Raw genomic sequence first — 17743 nt, forward strand, 5'->3', positions numbered from 1 at the left:
CCCCGGGGCATTCCATCCCACGTTTGAAGGAGAAACCATCATGTGTCGACCGATCACCTGCAAGAAATGCGGAAAAACCACCTGGGCCGGCTGCGGCATGCACGTCGACCAGGTCATGGCCGGCGTCCCGGAATCCGACCGCTGCGCCGGCCACCCTAAAGAGCCGTCCGAAGGAGGTTTCTTCGCCAGGATCCTCGGCCGGTAGCCACCTGCCACCGGACGAGACACCACCGCGGTGCCTGGGACTAGAAGTCCCAGTCGTCGTCGGTGGTGTTCTGGGCTTTGCCGATGATGTAGGACGAACCGGATCCGGAGAAGAAGTCGTGGTTCTCGTCGCCGCCCGGGTTCAGTGACGACAGGATGGACGGCGACACCCGGGTCTCGTCGTCCGGGAACAGTCCCTCGTAGCCGAGGTTGTTCAGTGCCTTGTTGGCGTTGTAGCGCAGGAAGCGCTTGACGTCCTCGGTCCAGCCCAGGTCGTCGTAGATGTCCTCGGAGTACTGGCACTCATTGTCGTAGAGCTCGAAGACCAGCTCGAAGGTGTGGTCCTTGAGCTCCTGCCGGCGGGCCTCGGTCTCCTTCTCGAGGGACCGCTGGTACTTGTAGCCGATGTAGTAGCCGTGCACGGCCTCGTCCCGGATGATCAGTCGGATGACGTCGGCGGTGTTGGTCAGCTTCGCGTGCGAGGACCAGTACATCGGCAGGTAGAAGCCCGAGTAGAAGAGGAAGGACTCCAGCAGGGTGGACGCGATCTTCTTCTTCAGGGGGTCATCGCCCCGGTAGAAGTTGAGGATGATGTCGGCCTTGTCCTGCAGGCTCTTGTTCTCCTCCGACCAGCGGAAGGCGTCGTTGATCTCCGGGGTGGACGCCAGAGTCATGAAGATCGAGGAGTAGGACTTGGCGTGCACCGATTCCATGAAGGCGATGTTGGTGTACACCGCCTCCTCGTGCGGGGTCAGCGAGTCCGGGATCAGGCTGGTGGCACCGACGGTTCCCTGGATGGTGTCCAGCATGGTCAGACCGGTGAACACCCGCATCGTCGCCTGCTTCTCGACATCGTTGAGCGTGCCCCAGCTCGGGATGTCGTTGGACAGCGGCACCTTCTCGGGCAGCCAGAAGTTACCGGTCAGCCGGTCCCAGACCTCCAGGTCCTTGTCATCGGGGATGGAGTTCCAGTTGATCGCGGTCACCGGCCCGCCCTCTGCGTGGTGGATGGGCGTGCGTGCCTGACTGGACGTGGTCATGTATCTCTCCTGTACCTCTGGCGGCCGCGCACAGAAATAGTGCGTGAACGCGCCCAGTCTAGCCCATCAGAGGCTCGCGCTGCCGGTCGATCCATGACTAACTGACAGACGTTCGACACCCCGGCCGATACCCCGACGGACGCGTCACCGACGCGGCGTCCTGAATCGATCACGACCCTTCGACCACCCCCAAATAGGGGTATTTACCATAAGGCTAGGCTCACATATCATGGAGAGCGCCGAACGACCGCCGGGGTGCCAGTTTCGACCATCTCCCCTGACACGTCTCTGCCGACCTGCGGAAACAGTACAAAATCGCAGAAAGCACAGGCAATGCACAATTAGGGCAGACAGGCCTTTTCACCTGCGGATATAAGCAATTGGTTAGGCTGAATTTCCTAGAGAGAGGTTAATCCGATCAGTACGGTGAATGTCATGAGTATCAACGAGAAGTTCCAAGAAGCCCTGAACAAGCAGGTCGTCGCCGAGCACCAGGCGTCCCTGATCTACTCCCAGCTTTCCTACGAGATGGACCGTCTCTCCTTCCTGGGCATGCGCGACTGGTTCCGCGCCCAGGCCGACGAGGAGCGCGAGCACGCCGCCAAGTTCGCCGAGCACCTGCTCGACCGCGAAGCGCGTGTCGACCTCACCGACATCGAGCTGCCGTCCCTGAAGATCGCCACCCCGCTCGACGCCTTCGAGGCTGCCCTTGCGCACGAGCAGAAGGTCTCCGAGCTGATCCGCAACCTCGCCCGCACCGCGGACGAGACCGGTGACATCGACTCCCGTCAGCTGATCAACTTCTTCCTCGCCGAGCAGATCGAGGAAGAGTCCACCGTCAACGACATCATCGACTGGATCAAGACCGTCGGCAACGACGGCTCCGGCCTGCTGCGCATCGACGCCAAGCTCGGCGGCCGCAGCTCCGAGTAGTCCCTGCAGTACTGCGCAGTACTGCGGTAGTCACCGCAGCACCATCCGACATCCCGGACTGCGGGAGTGACCCGGCCACCGCCGGGGACGTATCCCCTCTCCCCCCGATGCTCGCTTGACGAACAACCACATTCGATCGAGACTCCGCCGAACGACTCCGTTCAGAAGGTTCTCGATCGAATGTGGTTGTTCTGGCTTGAGGGTCCTACAGCATGCAGGACACGCAGCCCTCAACCTCGGTACCGGTCAACGCCGTCTGACGCAGTCGGATGTAGTACAACGTCTTGATACCCTTACGCCACGCGTAGATCTGCGCCTTGTTGATGTCACGCGTGGTGGCCGAATCCGGGAAGAACAACGTCAACGACAACCCCTGGTCCACGTACTTCGTCGCCACCGCATAAGTGTCGATGGTCTTCTCGTACCCGATCTCGTAGGCATCGGCGAAGAACTCCAGGTTGTCATTGGTCATATGCGGCGCCGGGTAGTAGACGCGACCGATCTTGCCCTCCTTACGGATCTCGATCTTGCTGGCGATCGGGTGGATCGACGACGTCGAGTTGTTGATGTAGGAGATCGAGCCGGTCGGCGGCACAGCCTGCAGGTTCCGGTTGTACAGACCATGGGCAGCCACCGACGCCTTCAGCTCGGCCCAGTCCTCCACGCTCGGGGTGTGGATCGTGGAACCGGCGAAGATCTCCTTGACCCGCTGGGTGGTCGGCTGGAACTCAGCCGGGTCGTAACGGTCGAAGAACGCACCGGAGGCGTACTCCGAGTTCTCGAAGTTCGCGAACCGCACCCCGCGCTCACGGGCGATCGTGTTCGACGCCTTCAGGCACTCGTACATCACCGCCGCGAAGTAGGCGTTGGTGAAGTCCAGGCCCTCCTCCGAGCCGTAGTGGATGCGCTCCCGACCCAGGAAACCGTGCAGGTTCATCTGCCCCAACCCGATGGCGTGCGAACCGTTGTTGCCCTCACGGATCGACGGCACCGAATCAATCGACGTCTGGTCCGACACCGCCGTCAGACCCCGGATCGCGGTCTCAATCGTGGTCGAGAAATCCGCCGAATCCACCGCCGCAGCGATGTTCAACGACCCCAGGTTGCAGGAGATGTCCTCACCGATGTGCGAGTACGTCAGATCCGCGTTGAACACGCTCGGTGTGGAGACCTGCAGGATCTCCGAACACAGGTTGGAGTGGGTGATCCGACCCTCGATCGGGTTCGCCCGGTTCACCGTGTCCTCGTACATGATGTACGGGTAACCCGACTCGAACTGGATCTCGGCGAGGGTCTGGAAGAACTGGCGGGCGTTGATCTTCTTCTTGTGGATCCGCGGATCCTCCACCATCTCCTCGTAATGCTCGGTGACGCTCACATCGGCGAAGGGTTTGCCGTAGATCCTCTCGACGTCATAGGGGGAGAACAGGTACATGTCGTCATTACGCCGCGCCAGCTCGAAGGTGATGTCCGGGATCACCACACCCAACGACAGGGTCTTGATGCGGATCTTCTCGTCGGCGTTCTCCCGCTTGGTGTCCAAAAAACGCATGATGTCGGGGTGGTGGGCGTTCAGGTACACCGCACCGGCACCCTGACGGGCACCGAGCTGGTTGGCGTAGGAGAAGGAGTCCTCCAGCAGCTTCATCACCGGGATGACACCGGAGCTCTGGTTCTCGATGTGCTTGATCGGGGCGCCGGCCTCACGCACATTGGACAGCAGCAGGGCGACACCACCACCGCGCTTGGACAGCTGCAGCGCGGAGTTGATGGAGCGTCCGATGGACTCCATGTTGTCCTCGATGCGCAGCAAGAAGCAGGACACCGGCTCGCCGCGCTGGGCCTTGCCGATGTTCAGGAACGTCGGGGTGGCCGGCTGGAAGCGGCCCTCGATGATCTCGTCGACGAGGTTCTCGGCCATCGCCCGGTCACCGTCGGCCAGCCCGAGGGCGACCATGCACACCCGGTCCTCGTAACGCTCGAGGTAGCGTCGGCCGTCGAAGGTCTTCAGGGTGTAGGAGGTGTAGTACTTGAACGCGCCGAGGAAGGTCTGGAACCGGAACTTGTGGGCGTAGGCCCGCTTGAACAGGGCCTTGATGAACCCGAAGTCGTACTTGTCGATCACCTGCGGGTCGTAGTACTTGTTGTCGACGAGGTAGCCGATCTTTTCTTCCAGGTCGTGGAAGTAGACGGTGTTCTGGTTGACGTGCTGCAGGAAGTACTGGTTGGCGGCTTCGCGGTCCTTGTCGAACTGGATGTTGCCGTCAGCGTCGTACAGGTTCAGCAACGCGTTGAGCGAGTGATAGTCGAGCTGCTCCGCCGTGTCGACGGGCTCTGCGACTGTCTTGCCGAGATCAGTGGTCATTCTTACCCCTTAGTGCTCTGCGCTCCACGATGGCTGGCGCATATCTGTTCATGTCTACCGTGTCGTCTCTTGCTCTGCCACTCAGGTCACGGTGGCCCCGCTGACCTGCCGGGAGTCCCAGCGCCCCTCGGCCCGCAACGATGCCTCGAACTCCTCGAGTCCCTCACTGACCCGCTCGACGTCGGTCGGGGTTCCCATCAGCTCGAAGCGGTAAAGGTAGGGAACCTGGCACTTCGCGGAGATGATGTCACCGGCCTTGCAGAAGTCCTCGCCGAAGTTGATGTTGCCCGCGGCGATGACCCCGCGCAGCAGCTCCCGGTTGGACGGGTCGTTGAGGAACTGGATGACCTGTTTCGGCACCGGACGTGAATTGTCGCCGGTGATTGACGCCCCACCTCCATAGGTCGGGCACACCAGCACGAACGGTTCGTCGACCGTCAGTGGCGCATCGGCACGGCGCAGCGGGATGCGTGCGGCGGGGATATCGAGCTTCTGGACGAACCGTTCGGTGTTCCGGGTGGTGGAGGAGAAGTAGACGATGAACATGGTGACTCCTTTCTACTGTGTAACAACCGGTTGGGTGGCGAAACGGGCAGGAACGTATTTCAGGAAGGACGGGACCAGTGCGATGGCGATGAGCGTCCCGACCACCACGGCGACACCGCCGACCAGGGTGGCCATGCCCGCTCCCCAGGACGCACCGGCCCAACCGTGCAGCATGTCCGCCAGTCGCGGGCCGCCGGCGACGACGATGAGGAACACACCCTGCAGTCGTCCGCGCATGTGGTCGTCGACGGCCTCCTGCAGCATCGCCGAGCGCTGCACCGAGGAGAACATGTCGACCAGTCCGCCGAAGACGAAGGCGATGACCGCGACCCAGGCCCACAGGCCGGCGCGTCCGTCCGCCAGCATCACTGCGGCGCCCATGACGATGATCGCGACACCCCACAGCAGCACCGAGACGACGATGCCGAGACCCTGGCGTCGCAGCCGGGTCACCGTTCCGGAGAACACGCCTCCCAGGACCGCGCCGGCGGGTACGGCGGCGTACAGCAGGGCCAGGAACAGCCCGCCCTCACCGGACTCGCCGAAGTCGACGGTGGACATCTGCGGGATCAAGGCGCGTGGCATGCCGAAGACCATGGCGATGAGGTCGATGATGAAACTCATCAACAGAATCGGCATCGCGGCGAGGAAGACGAATCCCTCGATGATGCTGCGGAATCCTGGGGTCTTGCGTTGTCTGCCGTTGCGCCGCACCGCACGGGCACCGTCCGGGGTGTCCACCGGCAAAGCAGGCAGGGCGATGACCGCCCACAGTGTCGCCAGGAGGCAGACCGCGTCGATGAAGTACAACCATGCGAAGCCGGTCAGCGGCATCAGCAGACCACCGAGCACCGGCCCCACCACCGCGCCAGCCTGCTGGACGGTCATGTTCAGCGAGGTTGCCGCGGCGATGGAACCGTCCGGCACGATCCGGGCAGTCACCGCGGTACGGGTGGGCTGGTTGACGGCGAAGAAGGCCTGCTGCAGGGCGAAGATCCACAGGATCAGCCAGACGTTGTCGAGACCTGCTGCTGCCTGGGCCCAGAATGCCACGGCGGTGACGATGAGACCGACAGTGGTGATGACCAGGAGTTTCCGGCGGTCCATCATATCGGCCAGGGCACCGCCGTAGAGACCGAAGATCACCAGGGGCACCAGGCCGAACGCTCCGGCGAGGCCGACGTAGGCAGAACTGTCGGTGATGACGTAGATCTGCATCGGCACGACGATGACGTTGAGCTGGGCACCGATGACGGTGATGATGTTGGCGATCCAGAGGCGTTTGAACTCCGGCGACTGCAACGGTGTCGTATCGGCCAGCATCGACCGGAACACCGAGCGTCCGGCTCTACGCCGCGGCCTTTCCGGACGAGCCATCATGGATGTGCACCACCTGTAGGAAGAAGATCAGCGGGGAGGGGTTCAGCACATAGAGAAAGGACGCTGCCAGCCGGCAGCGCCCTTCCCAATGTCGCGGGCGGCGGGTCAGGCCGCTGCGGCGCTGAGCGCCTTGATGCGGTCCGGGCGGAAGCCCGACCAGTGGGATTCGCCGGCGACCACGACGGGTGCCTGCAGGTGTCCGAGGGCCATCACGTAGTCCCGGGCCTCGTCGTCGAGGCTGATGTCTACCATCTCGTAGTCAACGCCGGCCTTGTCCAGGGCCTTCTTGGTGGCGGTGCACTGGACGCAAGCGGGCTTGGTGTAGACGGTGATCATCGTGAAGTCTCCCTGGAAGTTCGAGGCTGGATGGGGATGGAGTACGTGGTCGAAATAGGTGGCGAGTCAAGGTCTTGCTGCCCGGCGTACCGGGCGGTGTGAAGACGACCCTACACCGGGACGCGCGGGCCACACAACCCAAAAAGACACGAGATGTGGGGGTAATAACAAGAGTCGAACACTACATATGGTACTTACAAGGTGCGTATTCGCAGGTGGCCGATCAAGCCCGGCACTACATGTGGTGGCTGAAAAACATGGAGGTAATTTTATCCACCGCAGTATTTTCCGTATCCTCCGTATCCCCCCCCCGGGGAGGCCCTGCGCATACGACAACACCCCTCCCGCTGCCGTCCCCGAGAGGACGATGAGTGGAAGGGGTGTTCGCAGTGAAAACTGCGCGGTGCGGGACCGGCGTCCTAGCCCTGGCGAGCCTTGAAACGCGGGTCACGCTTGTTGATCACGAAGACCTTGCCGTGGCGACGAACGACCTGGGCGCCCGGCTTGTTCTTCAGCGACCGAAGGGACTTACGAACCTTCATTGGGCGCTCCTTTCTCGTCATTCGGCCGTGGCTGCGATGTGCAACCCGTCGGCACGGTGTTGATCGGTGTTGACCAGTAGATGATCTTCGCTGCCACCGGAGAAACAACGTCCGCCCGGTTCCACAGCAAGCAGACCCGGAGGGTTCCGGGTCGCGACACAGCACGAAAGTCTAGCCTGTGGCGGGGCCGAAATCCAAACCGCTGAAGTAGCGACTGCCTAGCGACTGCCTAGCGACTGCCCAGCACCGGCCTAAAACACGAACTGCTGCAGGATCAGCGCCAGGAAACCGAGGTACCAGACCACGAGCACGATCAGCGGCATGCCGAATATGGCGCTCGCCCCGGTGGTCACCTCATCGCCCCGGTCCCGCGCACGGGCACGCCCGATCCCCACCACCGTGGTGATGAACAGCGGCAGGACAACCGCCCACACCACCATGCAGTAGGGGCACAACGCCTGGATGTCGTAGAGCGCCTCATAGGCCAGCCAGTGGACGAATCCGACGGCGAACGCCAGGCCGGCCAGGAAGCCGTACCAGAACCAGGCCCGGAACCGCGCCCCGGCCAGCAGCGCCACGCCGATGCAGATCACCACGGAGAAGCCCACCAGCCCGATGAACGGGTTGGGGATGCCGAAGGCGGACGCCTGCCCGGAGTTCATCACGTCGGTGCAGGACACCACGTCGTTGATGGTGCAGGCCGGGGAGAAGTCCGGGTCCTCCATCAGCTTGATCTTGTCGTACATGATCAGACCGGACATGAACAGACCGATGACGCCGAAGAGGGTGGTCGCCCACGCGTACAGCGCGGACGCTCCCCACGTCCCCCTGGTGGCCCCTGCCTGGGCTGCGTGAGCTCCCTGGCCCGTCGGATCTGTGGACGCTGCCGTCGTCACCACTGACACTCCTGTATCTGTCGGTTTCCTTGTCCCCCACAATAGTCCTGGCGGAGCCCCGGACATAGGTCACTCACTCCAGCACACCCCCGGTCACCGCGGTCGGTGACCCCCCGACGGAGATGTCTTGACTGAAGTCAGGACAAGGCTCAGGACGTCCGGCGTGACGCCAGACCCACACCGGCAATCACTGCGGCGACGCCCGCCCCGAACGCCAATGCCGAGACGCCGAAGGAGGTGACGGAGGTCATCAGCGCCGAGCGCACGGTCGAACCCTGCAGAGCCACTTCGCGGGCCGGGTCGTCCTGCCCCAGTTCGGCGTAGGTCTTCCCGTCTGTGGATTCGAGGACGCGCTGCTTGACGATGTCCGCCAGGTAGTAGGCGCTGAGGGGACCATCGACCTGCTCGCCGGCGAAGCGCTCGGCATCGTCGGCGACGGTGACCTGCTCGTCGACAAGCTCACTCTTGACGGTGAACCAGCCAGCCACACCGCCGATGACGAACGCCAGGCCGATGAGGCCGACGAGCAGACCGGAGATCAGCGGCAGGCTGGCACGGCGGCCGCTCTTGTTTCCGCTCCTGTCGTTACGGGAGGGTGCGGAGGCGCTCTCCGTCTTCGGTGCGGGGACGGACGTATCGGCGATGTGTTGGCATGATGTTCCTTTGGCCAGCGTTGAGGGGTGTCGCAGGTTGCCTTGCGGCATATCCTGCGGAAGCGCCACCAGACAACCACAGGGTTGTTGATGCGTCCATAACCTTCCCGCGATTCACGACAGCATCACAACGGCCTCTGACCCACCTCACAGCACCACCTCCCCACACCAGCTCCCCCATGAACTTCCCCGCCACCACCAGCCTGTTTGTGCGGTCCGCCGGGAATGGGGTAGCTTAAACCTCGTTCGCAACACGGCAGTCACTGCCGAGAAGCGTGCGGGGCTATGGCGCAGCTGGTAGCGCACCACACTGGCAGTGTGGGGGTCAGGGGTTCGAGTCCCCTTAGCTCCACCACAAGGAAAGACCCCGGTCGGCCGAAATGCCGACCGGGGTCTTTAGCATTGCGGCCAGACTCCGGCTGTACGGCGCATTGTCGTATCCTGTCGATCCCGGGACACCACATCTCCATGTATCCCGTGACTCCTGCTCTCGGTTGTTTTTCCATGGCCTGCACCAACCGAGAGCAGGAGTCAGAATGCCACGGCCGCCGGACTGCGCCCCTCCCCTGCGGGGACCGTCGGAGCGTCCTGCCCATTTGGAGCTTCGTCCGACTGCGTTGTAATCTGTCCCTCGTTCGCAACACTGTGTCCGGGGCTCCGGAACAGCATCGCGTGCGGGGCTATGGCGCAGCTGGTAGCGCACCACACTGGCAGTGTGGGGGTCAGGGGTTCGAGTCCCCTTAGCTCCACCATAAGCGGAAACCCGCCGGTCACCATCGACCGGCGGGTTTCGTCGTTCCACCACCGGCCACGAGTTGAGCTGGGTGATGGCGGAATCGAGCCTGTCTACTCCGTGGTCTTCGAAGCATCCAGCGGATGCCCCGCTTCAGCCTGTCTCATTCGCCCCGCGGCCAGCGGCACTTCGGGTTCCGCGACCCCTCGGGCCTCTGTGTCGACGTGGTCGAGCAGACTGAACCGGCGGCGAGCTTCTGGGACAGATACATGGTGTGATCGACCGACCGCTGAACCGGCGAGCTTTGCGTTCCCACTCAGCCTGCCATCAACCGTCAACCCTCAGCCATCAGTCGTCAGTCGTGAGCCGTCAGTCGCCAGCCCGGACGTACTCCTCGATGACGACCCCGGTGGCGACCGGATGAGCCTCCACCAGACGGAAGCTGCGCGGCGCGTAACCGTGGCGTCCGAACAGCGGGACCCCCTCGCCGAACAGCACCGGGTTCCGCTTCAGGACGAGCCGGTCGATCTCCCCGACCGGGGCGCCGGCCAGCTCCCCTCCCCCACACAACCAGATGTCGCCGCCGTCCTGTTCCTTGAGCTCCCGGACGAACGCGACCGGGTCCTCGGAGGTGGTGCAGAGGTTCTCCTCGGCCGCACTGCGGGAGCGGGAGAACACGATCTGCTCCAGATGCCGGTAAGGGCTGGGCATACTGTCCTCCCCGTCGACGCGGTAGGTGTTCCAGCCCATCAGGACGGTACTGAACGGGCCCTCGTCCTGACCGATACCCATCGGCTCCAGGATCCCCGCCATGTCGGTGGGGATGGTGTCCGGGTATCGCCCAGCGACCCACTGGAACATCTCGTCCTGATCTCCCATCGGGAAAGCGTCGAACTGGCCGTCCGGTCCGGCGATGAATCCGTCGAGACTGACGGCGACGTAGTACACGAGCTCACGCATGGTGGCCTCCGTTCCCCCATCTGAATCACATCAGATGTAGTGGTTGGTTCATCTCCGAAACTACACCACCTGTCGTGGTTGTCGCTAGAGTGTGTCCATGGCACGCAATATCGAACGACGCCGGACCCTGGCCGACGCCGGCCTGTCGATCCTCGCGGGCGAAGGCGCGCGCGGCCTCACCCACCGCGCCGTGGACCGCAAGGCGGGCGTCCCGACCGGGACGGCGACGAACTACTTCAGGACGCGGGACGCTCTGATCAGCGCCCTGGTCGACCGGATCGGGGAACGCCTGGCGCCGGCACCGGAGGACCTGTCCCGCCGCAGCAGTCAGCCTCCCGGCCCTGACCTGTTCGCCGACTACATGCGCGACATCGCCCGTCGGCTCACCACCGACCGGGACGCCACGATCGCCCTGTTCGAGCTCCGGCTGGAGGCCATGCGGCGCCCCGAGGTCGCCGGCGTCCTCGACCGGTGGCGTAGGGAAGGCTTCGCCGGGGACGTCCAGTTCAACACCGATGCGGGACTTCCCGGCGGCCCCCGCGAGATCGCCCTGTTCCACTACGCGATCGAGGGACTCGTCCTCGACCGACTCACCGGTCCCCTGATGCCGGACACCCCCACCGACGACATCATCGATGACCTGGTCGGCGGACTTCTCGGGAAAGCCAGGGACCAGACAGCGGACCGGACGTAGAAACACGGCACCGGGAACCATCAGTGATGGTTCCCGGTGCCGTGAAAGCTGCGGTACCTACCTCAGCGTCGGGAGTTACTCCCCGGAGTCCGCGTCAGCATCATCAGCGTCGGTGTCCTCGGTGGCGTCTGCACCCTCGGTAGCATCAGCGTCCGAATCTGCGGCGTCAGCGCGGGCTGCCAGCACGTCCGGCACCCAGTCCCTCAATCCGCCGTCTTCACCCTGCTGGAGCTCGACCTGGTTTCCTTCAACGAACAGGGCCGGGGTGGCCGCGCCTTCCGGCATGCGCTCGTTGAGGTTCTCACCGTTGGCCTCGAGCATGGAGCCGTAGGTCTCCTCGACCGAGCCGTCACGGATGGAGTCCACGAGCTCAGCGTCCATGCCGAGCTGCTCTGCAGCATCAGCGTAGTCGTCCCATTCCCAGGTGCGGGCGACCGTCGTCTGGTCGCCGAAGCCCTTCTCGTGGAAGGCCCAGAATGCGCCGGCGTCACCGGTGTCGGCGATCGCCAGGGCCACGGCGCCACCGCGGGTGGAGGCTCCGCCCTGGTCCACGAAGCTCACGGTGCGCAGGTCCACGTTCATCTCACCGTTCTCGACGGCATCCTGGATGGACTCACTGTCGGCCTCAGCCAGCTGGGCGCAGTACGAGCAGGCGTAATCCTCGAAGACCTCGGCAGAGACCGCGTCATCCGCGGCGTCCTCACCACGTAGCTGCACGGCGCCGTCCTCCAGCGACACTGAGAAGGACACGTCAGCGGCGGTCAGGTCCTCATTGTTACTGTTCCGCCCGTTGATGACCATCACCGCGATGACCACCGCACAGATGACGATGAGCGCCACGATCCCCCAGAGGAAACTCCGGTTCTTGTCGTTCGGCGCCTTGATCTTCTGGCTCACGAAGCTCCAACCTTTCAGCGGTTCTTTGACGGTCTTTTGACGGTCTCTACATGATCTCAGTCTTCATACCGCGCACGGCACCTAGCGGGCCGGGCGCGGAATCCTCCTACACCCTAGCGGTTGGACCACGGCCGACTCCACCGTGGTACCGACACTTGACCAGCATTCCCAGTGAACTGCTATACCCTCACCCGAGTTTCACAGCACACCCACAGACTGACCCCGTTGTCACGGGCTTCCAGGAAGTTCACAAGATTGTCACGAGAAAATGGGAGGTTCCGCTTCCGCCCCGCCCCCGGGAGGAATATTGTTTCCCCCATGCAGACGACAGAACTTGTGCTCGCATCGAGCTTCGAGGACGGCCTCGATGAAGCCGCTTCCTTCGTGTGGGGCCCCTGGCTCCTCATCCCCCTCCTCTTCGCCACCGGTCTGGTCCTGACGATCCGTCTTCGTGGCGTCCATTTCCGCAAGCTGATTCCGGCGATGCGACTCGGACTCTTAGACCGCTCAGACGATGGCGGCGAGGGCGACATCTCGCAGTACCAGGCGCTGACCACCGCGCTCGCCGCCACCGTCGGCGTGGGCAACATCGTCGGTGTCGCCACCGCGATCTCCATCGGTGGCCCCGGCGCACTGTTCTGGATGTGGGTCACCGGGCTACTGGGCATGGCCTCGAAGTACGCCGAAGCATTCCTCGGTGTCCGCTACCGCGTCACCGACGGCAAGGGCCATATGTCCGGTGGACCGCAGCGCTACCTCGAACGTGGCATCAAGGGTCCCGTCGGCAAGTTCCTGGCATGGTTCTTCGCCATCGCCGCCATCATCGCGTCCTTCGGCATCGGCAACATGACCCAGGCCAACGCCGTCTCCGAGAACCTCGAGAACACCTTCAACATCGACCCGAGGGTCACCGGCGCGGTCCTGTTCATCCTCGTCGGCGCTGTGTTGCTCGGCGGCATCAAGGCGATCGGACAGGTGACCTCCGGATTCGTCCCGATGATGATCGCGATCTACGTCATCGGTGGGCTTGTCGTCCTGACCATCAACGCCAGCACCATCCCGGAGGCATTCGGCCTGATCTTCACCGACGCCTTCACCGGCACCGCAGCCACCGGTGGCTTCGTCGGGTCGGGCATCATGCTGGCCCTGCAGATGGGTATGGCCCGAGGTATCTTCTCCAACGAGTCCGGCATGGGCTCGGCCGCCATCGCAGCCGCTGCCGCGAAGACCACACACCCGGTGCGCCAGGGCCTGGTCTCCATGACCCAGACCTTCATCGACACCATCATCGTCGTGTCCTTCACCGGCCTCGTGATCATCACCAGCGGAGTGTGGGACCAGGGCGAGGACCGCGCCGGCACCATGACCAGCGACGCTTTCTCTGAAGCACTGCCGGGTCACTGGGGTGGCCACATCGTGACCATCTCCATCGTCTTCTTCGCCTTCTCCACCCTCCTCGCCTGGTCCTACTACGGCGAGCGCAATGCCCAGCGCGTCTTCGGCGACTGGGCGACGATCCCCTACCGCATCATCTTCACCTGTGTGGTCGCCGTCGGTGCCACCATGGAGCTCAGCGTGGCATGGACCTTCTCGGATCTGGCCAACGGCCTGATGGCCCTGCCCAACCTCATCGGCCTGCTGCTGCTCTCCGGCATGATCGCACGGGAGACCAAGGCCTACCTGGACTTCGACCCGGATCTGCGGGCAAGCGCGAAGGACGTCGAGAAGTTCCTCATCGAGCAGAAGAGCCCCTGGAGAATGTACGGCACGTACGCCGATGACATCCATGGAGACTCCGACGGATCCACCGGCTCGTCCGGATCCTCCGGCCCCGGCGGCGTGAACGCCTGACGCTGCCCGGGCTGACGCCTCCCGGAGAACACCACGACCCCCGCCGCCCATCCCGGGCGCGGGGGTCGTGTGTTGCTGTCGGTTCAGTCAGCTCAGGCGCAGCTGACCTCAACCTCGAGAGTGGCGGTCTGACCGGCATCGGCGTGGTCGTCGTCGATCTCGACCTCACCGCTGACGGTGTAGGTGTCACCATCGACATCGACGGTGGCCTCCCGCTCGTGGTGGTCCTCGCTCTCCCATTCTACGCCGTCCAGGTCGATGCTCAGGCCCTCGACGAAGGGGTCGTTGGTGAGGTCGAGGTCGATCTCGACCTTGTCGCCACGATTCTCGCCGCGCAGGTCGATCTCGAACTCATTGTCGTTGTCGTCACTGTCGTTGTCGGCCCGGCACTGCACCGTGGTGAAGCGGTCGGTGACGTCGTCGCCGTCGAAGACCACGCTGGCGATGCTGCCGTCCCCGTCGGCACCATTCGTCGCGCCGGAGTCCTCGGTCGGTGCGGAGGCTTCGTCGGACGCACCGTCGTCCGCTGCCTCGGCACCCTCGGTGACGGTCTTGGTCACCGTGGTGGTGACACCGCCGTCATCATCGTCGGAGCAGGCGGCGAGGGCGCCGATCATCGACAGGCCTGCAACAACGGCCGCGGCGCGGCGACGGGTGGTGGTCGTCTTCATGACGGAAAGCCTCCTAGGTAGGAACGGGTGTTCGCCCAAGTGTATGTGTTCCGGCGAACCCACCTCATTTCCGTGGGGAAAAGTCCCCGGTGTGCCCCGTCCCCGGGGGTAAACCTGGCGCCGGATCATCATCGTCCCGGTGCACGTGACGGCACTCACACCTATAGTCGACGGACAACTGCTCCCCACCCCCCAAAGGATCCGCCCACTGTCATGACCACCTCCACCGCCGGTCTGAATGCCGCCCTCACCCCGCTGCGCTTCCTCGAACGCAGCGCCACCGTCCACCCCGAACGCATCGCCTGCATCGACGGCCCCCGCCGCATCACCTTCGCAGCGTTCCGGCAGGACGCCGTGACCCTCGCCCGCGCCCTACGACGCAACGGTCTGCGGGACGGCGAGCGGGTCGGCATGCTGGCGTCCAACAGCTACGAGGCACTGCTGGCCCAGTTCGCCGTCCCACTGGCCGGTGGAGTCCTGGTGGCGATCAACACCCGACTGGCACCCGCCGAGGTCCGCTACATCTGTGACCACGCCGGCATCCGGACCCTGTTCGGCGAACAGGACCTCATCCTGGCGTCCCGACGGACCCTCGACAGCGCCGACCTGGTCGAGACCTACGTCCTGATCCCGAACGGCGACGGCACCCAGCCGCAGCCGAAACACCCCGACAGCGGCACGGTCACCACCATGGACGCCTACCTCGCCGGCGGCGAATGGCGTGACGGCGACGGTGATGACAAAGACCCCGATGCGTCCTTCCCCTTCACCGTCGCCGACGAGAACGCCGCGATCGCCATCAACTACACCTCCGGCACCACCGGACGCCCCAAGGGCGTGGTCTACACCCACCGTGGGGCGTACCTCGCCGCACTCGGCCTGTCGGTGACCTACAGCTTCACCCTGGACACCGTGTACCTGTGGACGCTGCCGATGTTCCACTGCTCCGGCTGGTGCTCCGGGTGGGCGTCCATGGCGACCTCCTCCACCCAGATCGCACTGCGTGCGGTGCGCGGCCCGGAGATCTGGCGGCTGATCGACGAGGAGTCCGTCAGCTTTTTGTGCGGTGCCCCGGCCGTGCTCAACACCATCGTCGGCGCCGAGGAGGCCCACCAGGTCACCGGAATCTCCATCGCCACCGCCGGTGCCCCACCCGCCCCGACAACCATCGCCGCCTGCGAGAACCTGGGGCTCGACATCGTCCACGTCTACGGACTGACCGAGACGTACGGGCCGATCGTCTCCTGCGCCGCCCAGCCCGACTGGGCAGCCCTGTCCGTCGAGGACCGCGCCACGCTGAAGGCCCGGCAGGGACTCGCCATCGTCACCAGCGAGGAGGTCAGGGTCGTTGAGCAGGTCGACCGGCACGCCGACCCGGACACCGTGCTGGTGGACGTCCCCGCCGACGGCGAGACGATGGGCGAGGTCGTGATGCGCGGCAACCTGGTGATGAAGGAGTACTTCCACAATCCGGACGCCACCGCCGAGGCGTTCATCGGCGGCTGGTTCCACTCCGGTGACCTGGCCGTCCAACACCCCGACGGCTATATCCAGATCCTCGACCGGGCGAAGGACGTGGTCATCTCCGGCGGGGAGAACATCTCCACCATCGAGGTGGAACAGGCGATCATCAGCCACCCGGCGATCGCGGACGTTGCGGTCATCGGGGTGCCGGACGAGAAGTGGGGCGAGAAGCTACGCGCCTATGTGGTGCTCACACCGGAGACCGACGCGACCGCCGAGGTCGAAGGGTCGGTGGTGGACCACTGCCGGGCGTTAATCGCCGGATACAAGGTGCCGCGTGACTACCGCATCATCGAGGAGCTGCCGCGGACCTCCACCGGCAAGGTGCGCAAGAACGTCCTACGCGACGAAGCGGTGCAGGGCGAATAGGACGCTGCGCCCGGCAGGACGCTGGGCACGCCGGCACCGGCGTGCCCACCGCTGGCGCAATGCGGGTCAGAAGTGCTTGCGCAGGAAACCGAAGGCCGGGTTCGCTCCCCCGGACCCGCCGTAACTTGTGGCGTGGGCCGCCTGCCCGGGCACCAGGTCGAACGGCACCTCCGCCGCCAGGCGGGCGGCCTCCCCCGGCTCCATCGCCGCGACGGTCGCCACGTCACGGTTCACCACCGCCACCTCGGTGAACGCCTCGGCATGGCCGCGGGTGTTGTCGGTGCGTCCGGTCGAGTTGCAGATGTAGTCACGCTGGTTGCACACGTCCATCACCCGGCCGGTGAGCTTGCCGTAGCCGCCGGGCAGCGCACCGAAGACACCCTCGCCACGGGTCGCACTACCGGCTACGACGGTCTCCGGGCTGCGGGAGGGGTTCGACAGCAGCGCGGTGGAGCCGAAGCGGTCTGCGTCCACCGGACCGCGACCATGGGCGATGTCGGCAGTGACCCGCGAGGCGATGTCAGCGCCGAGGGAGTAGCCGGCCAGGCTGATCGTTGATGACGGGCACTGGGCTGCGGTCTTGGCCACTAGCTTCCGGGTCTTGGCGATCCCGTCGGACCGGGACTCGGTGTAGGCGGTGGCGACGAACGGGGCGGCATTGTAGGACACCGTGCGGGAGGTCGATCGTCCCGGCTTCTCCACCATCGCGCCCAAGTCGGAGATGTACGCGCCGACCGGGAAGTTGTCGGGCAGGCCGGGCACAGTGTTGCCTCCGCCGGGGACCAGCACGACGATGTCCGGCTCACACCGCGGGATGTTCGGGGTGGCGACGGTGCCGTTTGAGAATCCCAGGGCGGACGCCGTCGGTGCAGCGAGAGCGACAGTGGCGGCGGTGACGGTGAGCAATCCCGCCGCCAGCGCAGAGCGGACCGCGGCGCGGAGGGTGGGACGGAGAGAGGATCGCACGGTGTCTCCTTTGAGAGGTGGGGACAGCAATTAACAACTGGAGAATTTCGGTGTAAGTATAAGCACCTCGGCGGTGACCTGCCATCCAGCACGTACACCTACACCTTCAGCTGCTCATGGACCTGCCCACGGGGTTAATGGTCAGAATGTGTGTCCGGGTTCCGCACTGCGTAGCAGGTCACC

General features: G+C 64.5%; 17 protein-coding genes and 2 tRNA genes. 7 read left to right on the plus strand and 12 right to left on the minus strand.

Translation table 11 applies throughout. From position 1 onward, the window contains the following. The first annotated feature begins 40 nt into the window (after window positions 1–40). Window positions 41–205 (plus strand): DUF8730 family Cys-rich protein, encoded by a 165-nt coding sequence (locus ACTXPP_RS09615; protein WP_443341938.1) that lies wholly within the window; start codon window positions 41–43, stop codon window positions 203–205. A 40-nt stretch (window positions 206–245) separates the two neighbouring features. On the opposite strand, the gene nrdF is transcribed toward ACTXPP_RS09615, so the two are convergent. Next, window positions 246–1244, minus strand: coding sequence for a class 1b ribonucleoside-diphosphate reductase subunit beta (gene nrdF / locus ACTXPP_RS09620; protein ID WP_443341940.1), 999 nt, complete (start codon window positions 1242–1244; stop codon window positions 246–248). A 435-nt stretch (window positions 1245–1679) separates the two neighbouring features. On the opposite strand from nrdF, the gene ACTXPP_RS09625 reads away from it, so the two are divergent. Next, complete coding sequence (locus tag ACTXPP_RS09625; RefSeq protein ID WP_301495820.1) at window positions 1680–2177, plus strand: ferritin; 498 nt, start codon at window positions 1680–1682, stop codon at window positions 2175–2177. Window positions 2178–2382: 205 nt separating this feature from the next. Here the strand turns inward: ACTXPP_RS09625 and nrdE are convergent, their stop codons facing one another. The 7 genes from nrdE to ACTXPP_RS09660 form a co-directional block, all read right to left on the minus strand. Then, window positions 2383–4542: a class 1b ribonucleoside-diphosphate reductase subunit alpha gene (nrdE, locus tag ACTXPP_RS09630; RefSeq protein WP_301495818.1), complete on the minus strand. Its 2160-nt coding sequence runs from the start codon at window positions 4540–4542 to the stop codon at window positions 2383–2385. 81 nt (window positions 4543–4623) lie between these two features. Beyond that, complete coding sequence (nrdI, locus tag ACTXPP_RS09635) at window positions 4624–5088, minus strand: class Ib ribonucleoside-diphosphate reductase assembly flavoprotein NrdI (protein WP_301495816.1); 465 nt, start codon at window positions 5086–5088, stop codon at window positions 4624–4626. A 12-nt stretch (window positions 5089–5100) separates the two neighbouring features. Beyond that, window positions 5101–6468 (minus strand): MFS transporter, encoded by a 1368-nt coding sequence (locus tag ACTXPP_RS09640; RefSeq protein WP_443341941.1) that lies wholly within the window; start codon window positions 6466–6468, stop codon window positions 5101–5103. A gap of 105 nt (window positions 6469–6573) precedes the next feature. Beyond that, window positions 6574–6804 carry a glutaredoxin-like protein NrdH gene (gene nrdH / locus ACTXPP_RS09645; RefSeq protein WP_301495815.1) on the minus strand — a complete coding sequence of 77 codons (231 nt, stop codon included), beginning with the start codon at window positions 6802–6804 and terminating at the stop codon, window positions 6574–6576. Window positions 6805–7223: 419 nt separating this feature from the next. Beyond that, window positions 7224–7346, minus strand: coding sequence for a type B 50S ribosomal protein L36 (gene ykgO, locus ACTXPP_RS09650; protein WP_075733004.1), 123 nt, complete (start codon window positions 7344–7346; stop codon window positions 7224–7226). 251 nt (window positions 7347–7597) lie between these two features. Beyond that, window positions 7598–8242 carry a vitamin K epoxide reductase family protein gene (locus ACTXPP_RS09655; protein WP_301495810.1) on the minus strand — a complete coding sequence of 215 codons (645 nt, stop codon included), beginning with the start codon at window positions 8240–8242 and terminating at the stop codon, window positions 7598–7600. Window positions 8243–8391: 149 nt separating this feature from the next. Next, window positions 8392–8964, minus strand: a complete 573-nt coding sequence (locus tag ACTXPP_RS09660) for a hypothetical protein (RefSeq protein WP_443341944.1) — start codon at window positions 8962–8964, stop codon at window positions 8392–8394. Between the two features lie 210 nt (window positions 8965–9174). Here ACTXPP_RS09660 and ACTXPP_RS09665 point away from each other — a divergent pair. Both ACTXPP_RS09665 and ACTXPP_RS09670 read left to right on the plus strand, forming a co-directional pair. Beyond that, a tRNA-Ala gene (locus ACTXPP_RS09665) sits at window positions 9175–9250 on the plus strand. 321 nt (window positions 9251–9571) lie between these two features. Then, window positions 9572–9647, plus strand: a tRNA-Ala gene (locus ACTXPP_RS09670). A gap of 350 nt (window positions 9648–9997) precedes the next feature. Here ACTXPP_RS09670 and ACTXPP_RS09675 read toward each other — a convergent pair. Next, a complete protein-coding gene (locus ACTXPP_RS09675; RefSeq protein ID WP_443341945.1) occupies window positions 9998–10588 on the minus strand; it encodes a dihydrofolate reductase family protein in 591 nt (196 codons plus the stop codon). Window positions 10589–10685: 97 nt separating this feature from the next. Here ACTXPP_RS09675 and ACTXPP_RS09680 point away from each other — a divergent pair, with 97 nt between their 5' ends. Further along, window positions 10686–11282, plus strand: coding sequence for a TetR/AcrR family transcriptional regulator (locus ACTXPP_RS09680; protein WP_443341947.1), 597 nt, complete (start codon window positions 10686–10688; stop codon window positions 11280–11282). A 75-nt stretch (window positions 11283–11357) separates the two neighbouring features. On the opposite strand, the gene ACTXPP_RS09685 is transcribed toward ACTXPP_RS09680, so the two are convergent. Beyond that, window positions 11358–12179, minus strand: a complete 822-nt coding sequence (locus tag ACTXPP_RS09685) for a DsbA family protein (RefSeq protein WP_301495803.1) — start codon at window positions 12177–12179, stop codon at window positions 11358–11360. A gap of 318 nt (window positions 12180–12497) precedes the next feature. Between ACTXPP_RS09685 and ACTXPP_RS09690 the strand changes: the two genes are divergently transcribed. Beyond that, the gene (locus tag ACTXPP_RS09690) at window positions 12498–14030 is read left to right on the plus strand and encodes an alanine/glycine:cation symporter family protein (RefSeq protein ID WP_301495801.1); all 1533 of its coding nucleotides are present in this window, start codon (window positions 12498–12500) and stop codon (window positions 14028–14030) included. Window positions 14031–14122: 92 nt separating this feature from the next. Here the strand turns inward: ACTXPP_RS09690 and ACTXPP_RS09695 are convergent, their stop codons facing one another. Next, on the minus strand, window positions 14123–14701 hold the full coding sequence (locus ACTXPP_RS09695; protein WP_301495799.1) for a lipoprotein LpqH: 579 nt from the start codon (window positions 14699–14701) through the stop codon (window positions 14123–14125). A gap of 213 nt (window positions 14702–14914) precedes the next feature. Between ACTXPP_RS09695 and ACTXPP_RS09700 the strand changes: the two genes are divergently transcribed. Continuing rightward, the gene (locus ACTXPP_RS09700; protein WP_443341950.1) at window positions 14915–16594 is read left to right on the plus strand and encodes an AMP-binding protein; all 1680 of its coding nucleotides are present in this window, start codon (window positions 14915–14917) and stop codon (window positions 16592–16594) included. Between the two features lie 66 nt (window positions 16595–16660). On the opposite strand, the gene ACTXPP_RS09705 is transcribed toward ACTXPP_RS09700, so the two are convergent. Continuing rightward, entirely contained in the window at window positions 16661–17560 is a 900-nt protein-coding gene (locus ACTXPP_RS09705) for a cutinase family protein (RefSeq protein ID WP_443341952.1), read from the minus strand. Between the last annotated feature and the right edge of the window lie 183 nt (window positions 17561–17743).

The organism is Candidatus Corynebacterium faecigallinarum (genome assembly GCF_052264515.1).
Taxonomy (GTDB): domain Bacteria; phylum Actinomycetota; class Actinomycetes; order Mycobacteriales; family Mycobacteriaceae; genus Corynebacterium; species Corynebacterium faecigallinarum.

Coding starts and splice junctions, on each gene's coding strand:
- ACTXPP_RS09615 (WP_443341938.1), top strand. CDS start 41: ATGTGTCGACCGATCACCTGCAAGAAATGCGGAAAAACCACCTGGGCC.
- nrdF (WP_443341940.1), bottom strand. CDS start 1,244: ATGACCACGTCCAGTCAGGCACGCACGCCCATCCACCACGCAGAGGGC.
- ACTXPP_RS09625 (WP_301495820.1), top strand. CDS start 1,680: ATGAGTATCAACGAGAAGTTCCAAGAAGCCCTGAACAAGCAGGTCGTC.
- nrdE (WP_301495818.1), bottom strand. CDS start 4,542: ATGACCACTGATCTCGGCAAGACAGTCGCAGAGCCCGTCGACACGGCG.
- nrdI (WP_301495816.1), bottom strand. CDS start 5,088: ATGTTCATCGTCTACTTCTCCTCCACCACCCGGAACACCGAACGGTTC.
- ACTXPP_RS09640 (WP_443341941.1), bottom strand. CDS start 6,468: ATGATGGCTCGTCCGGAAAGGCCGCGGCGTAGAGCCGGACGCTCGGTG.
- nrdH (WP_301495815.1), bottom strand. CDS start 6,804: ATGATCACCGTCTACACCAAGCCCGCTTGCGTCCAGTGCACCGCCACC.
- ykgO (WP_075733004.1), bottom strand. CDS start 7,346: ATGAAGGTTCGTAAGTCCCTTCGGTCGCTGAAGAACAAGCCGGGCGCC.
- ACTXPP_RS09675 (WP_443341945.1), bottom strand. CDS start 10,588: ATGCGTGAGCTCGTGTACTACGTCGCCGTCAGTCTCGACGGATTCATC.
- ACTXPP_RS09680 (WP_443341947.1), top strand. CDS start 10,686: ATGGCACGCAATATCGAACGACGCCGGACCCTGGCCGACGCCGGCCTG.
- ACTXPP_RS09690 (WP_301495801.1), top strand. CDS start 12,498: ATGCAGACGACAGAACTTGTGCTCGCATCGAGCTTCGAGGACGGCCTC.
- ACTXPP_RS09695 (WP_301495799.1), bottom strand. CDS start 14,701: ATGAAGACGACCACCACCCGTCGCCGCGCCGCGGCCGTTGTTGCAGGC.
- ACTXPP_RS09700 (WP_443341950.1), top strand. CDS start 14,915: ATGACCACCTCCACCGCCGGTCTGAATGCCGCCCTCACCCCGCTGCGC.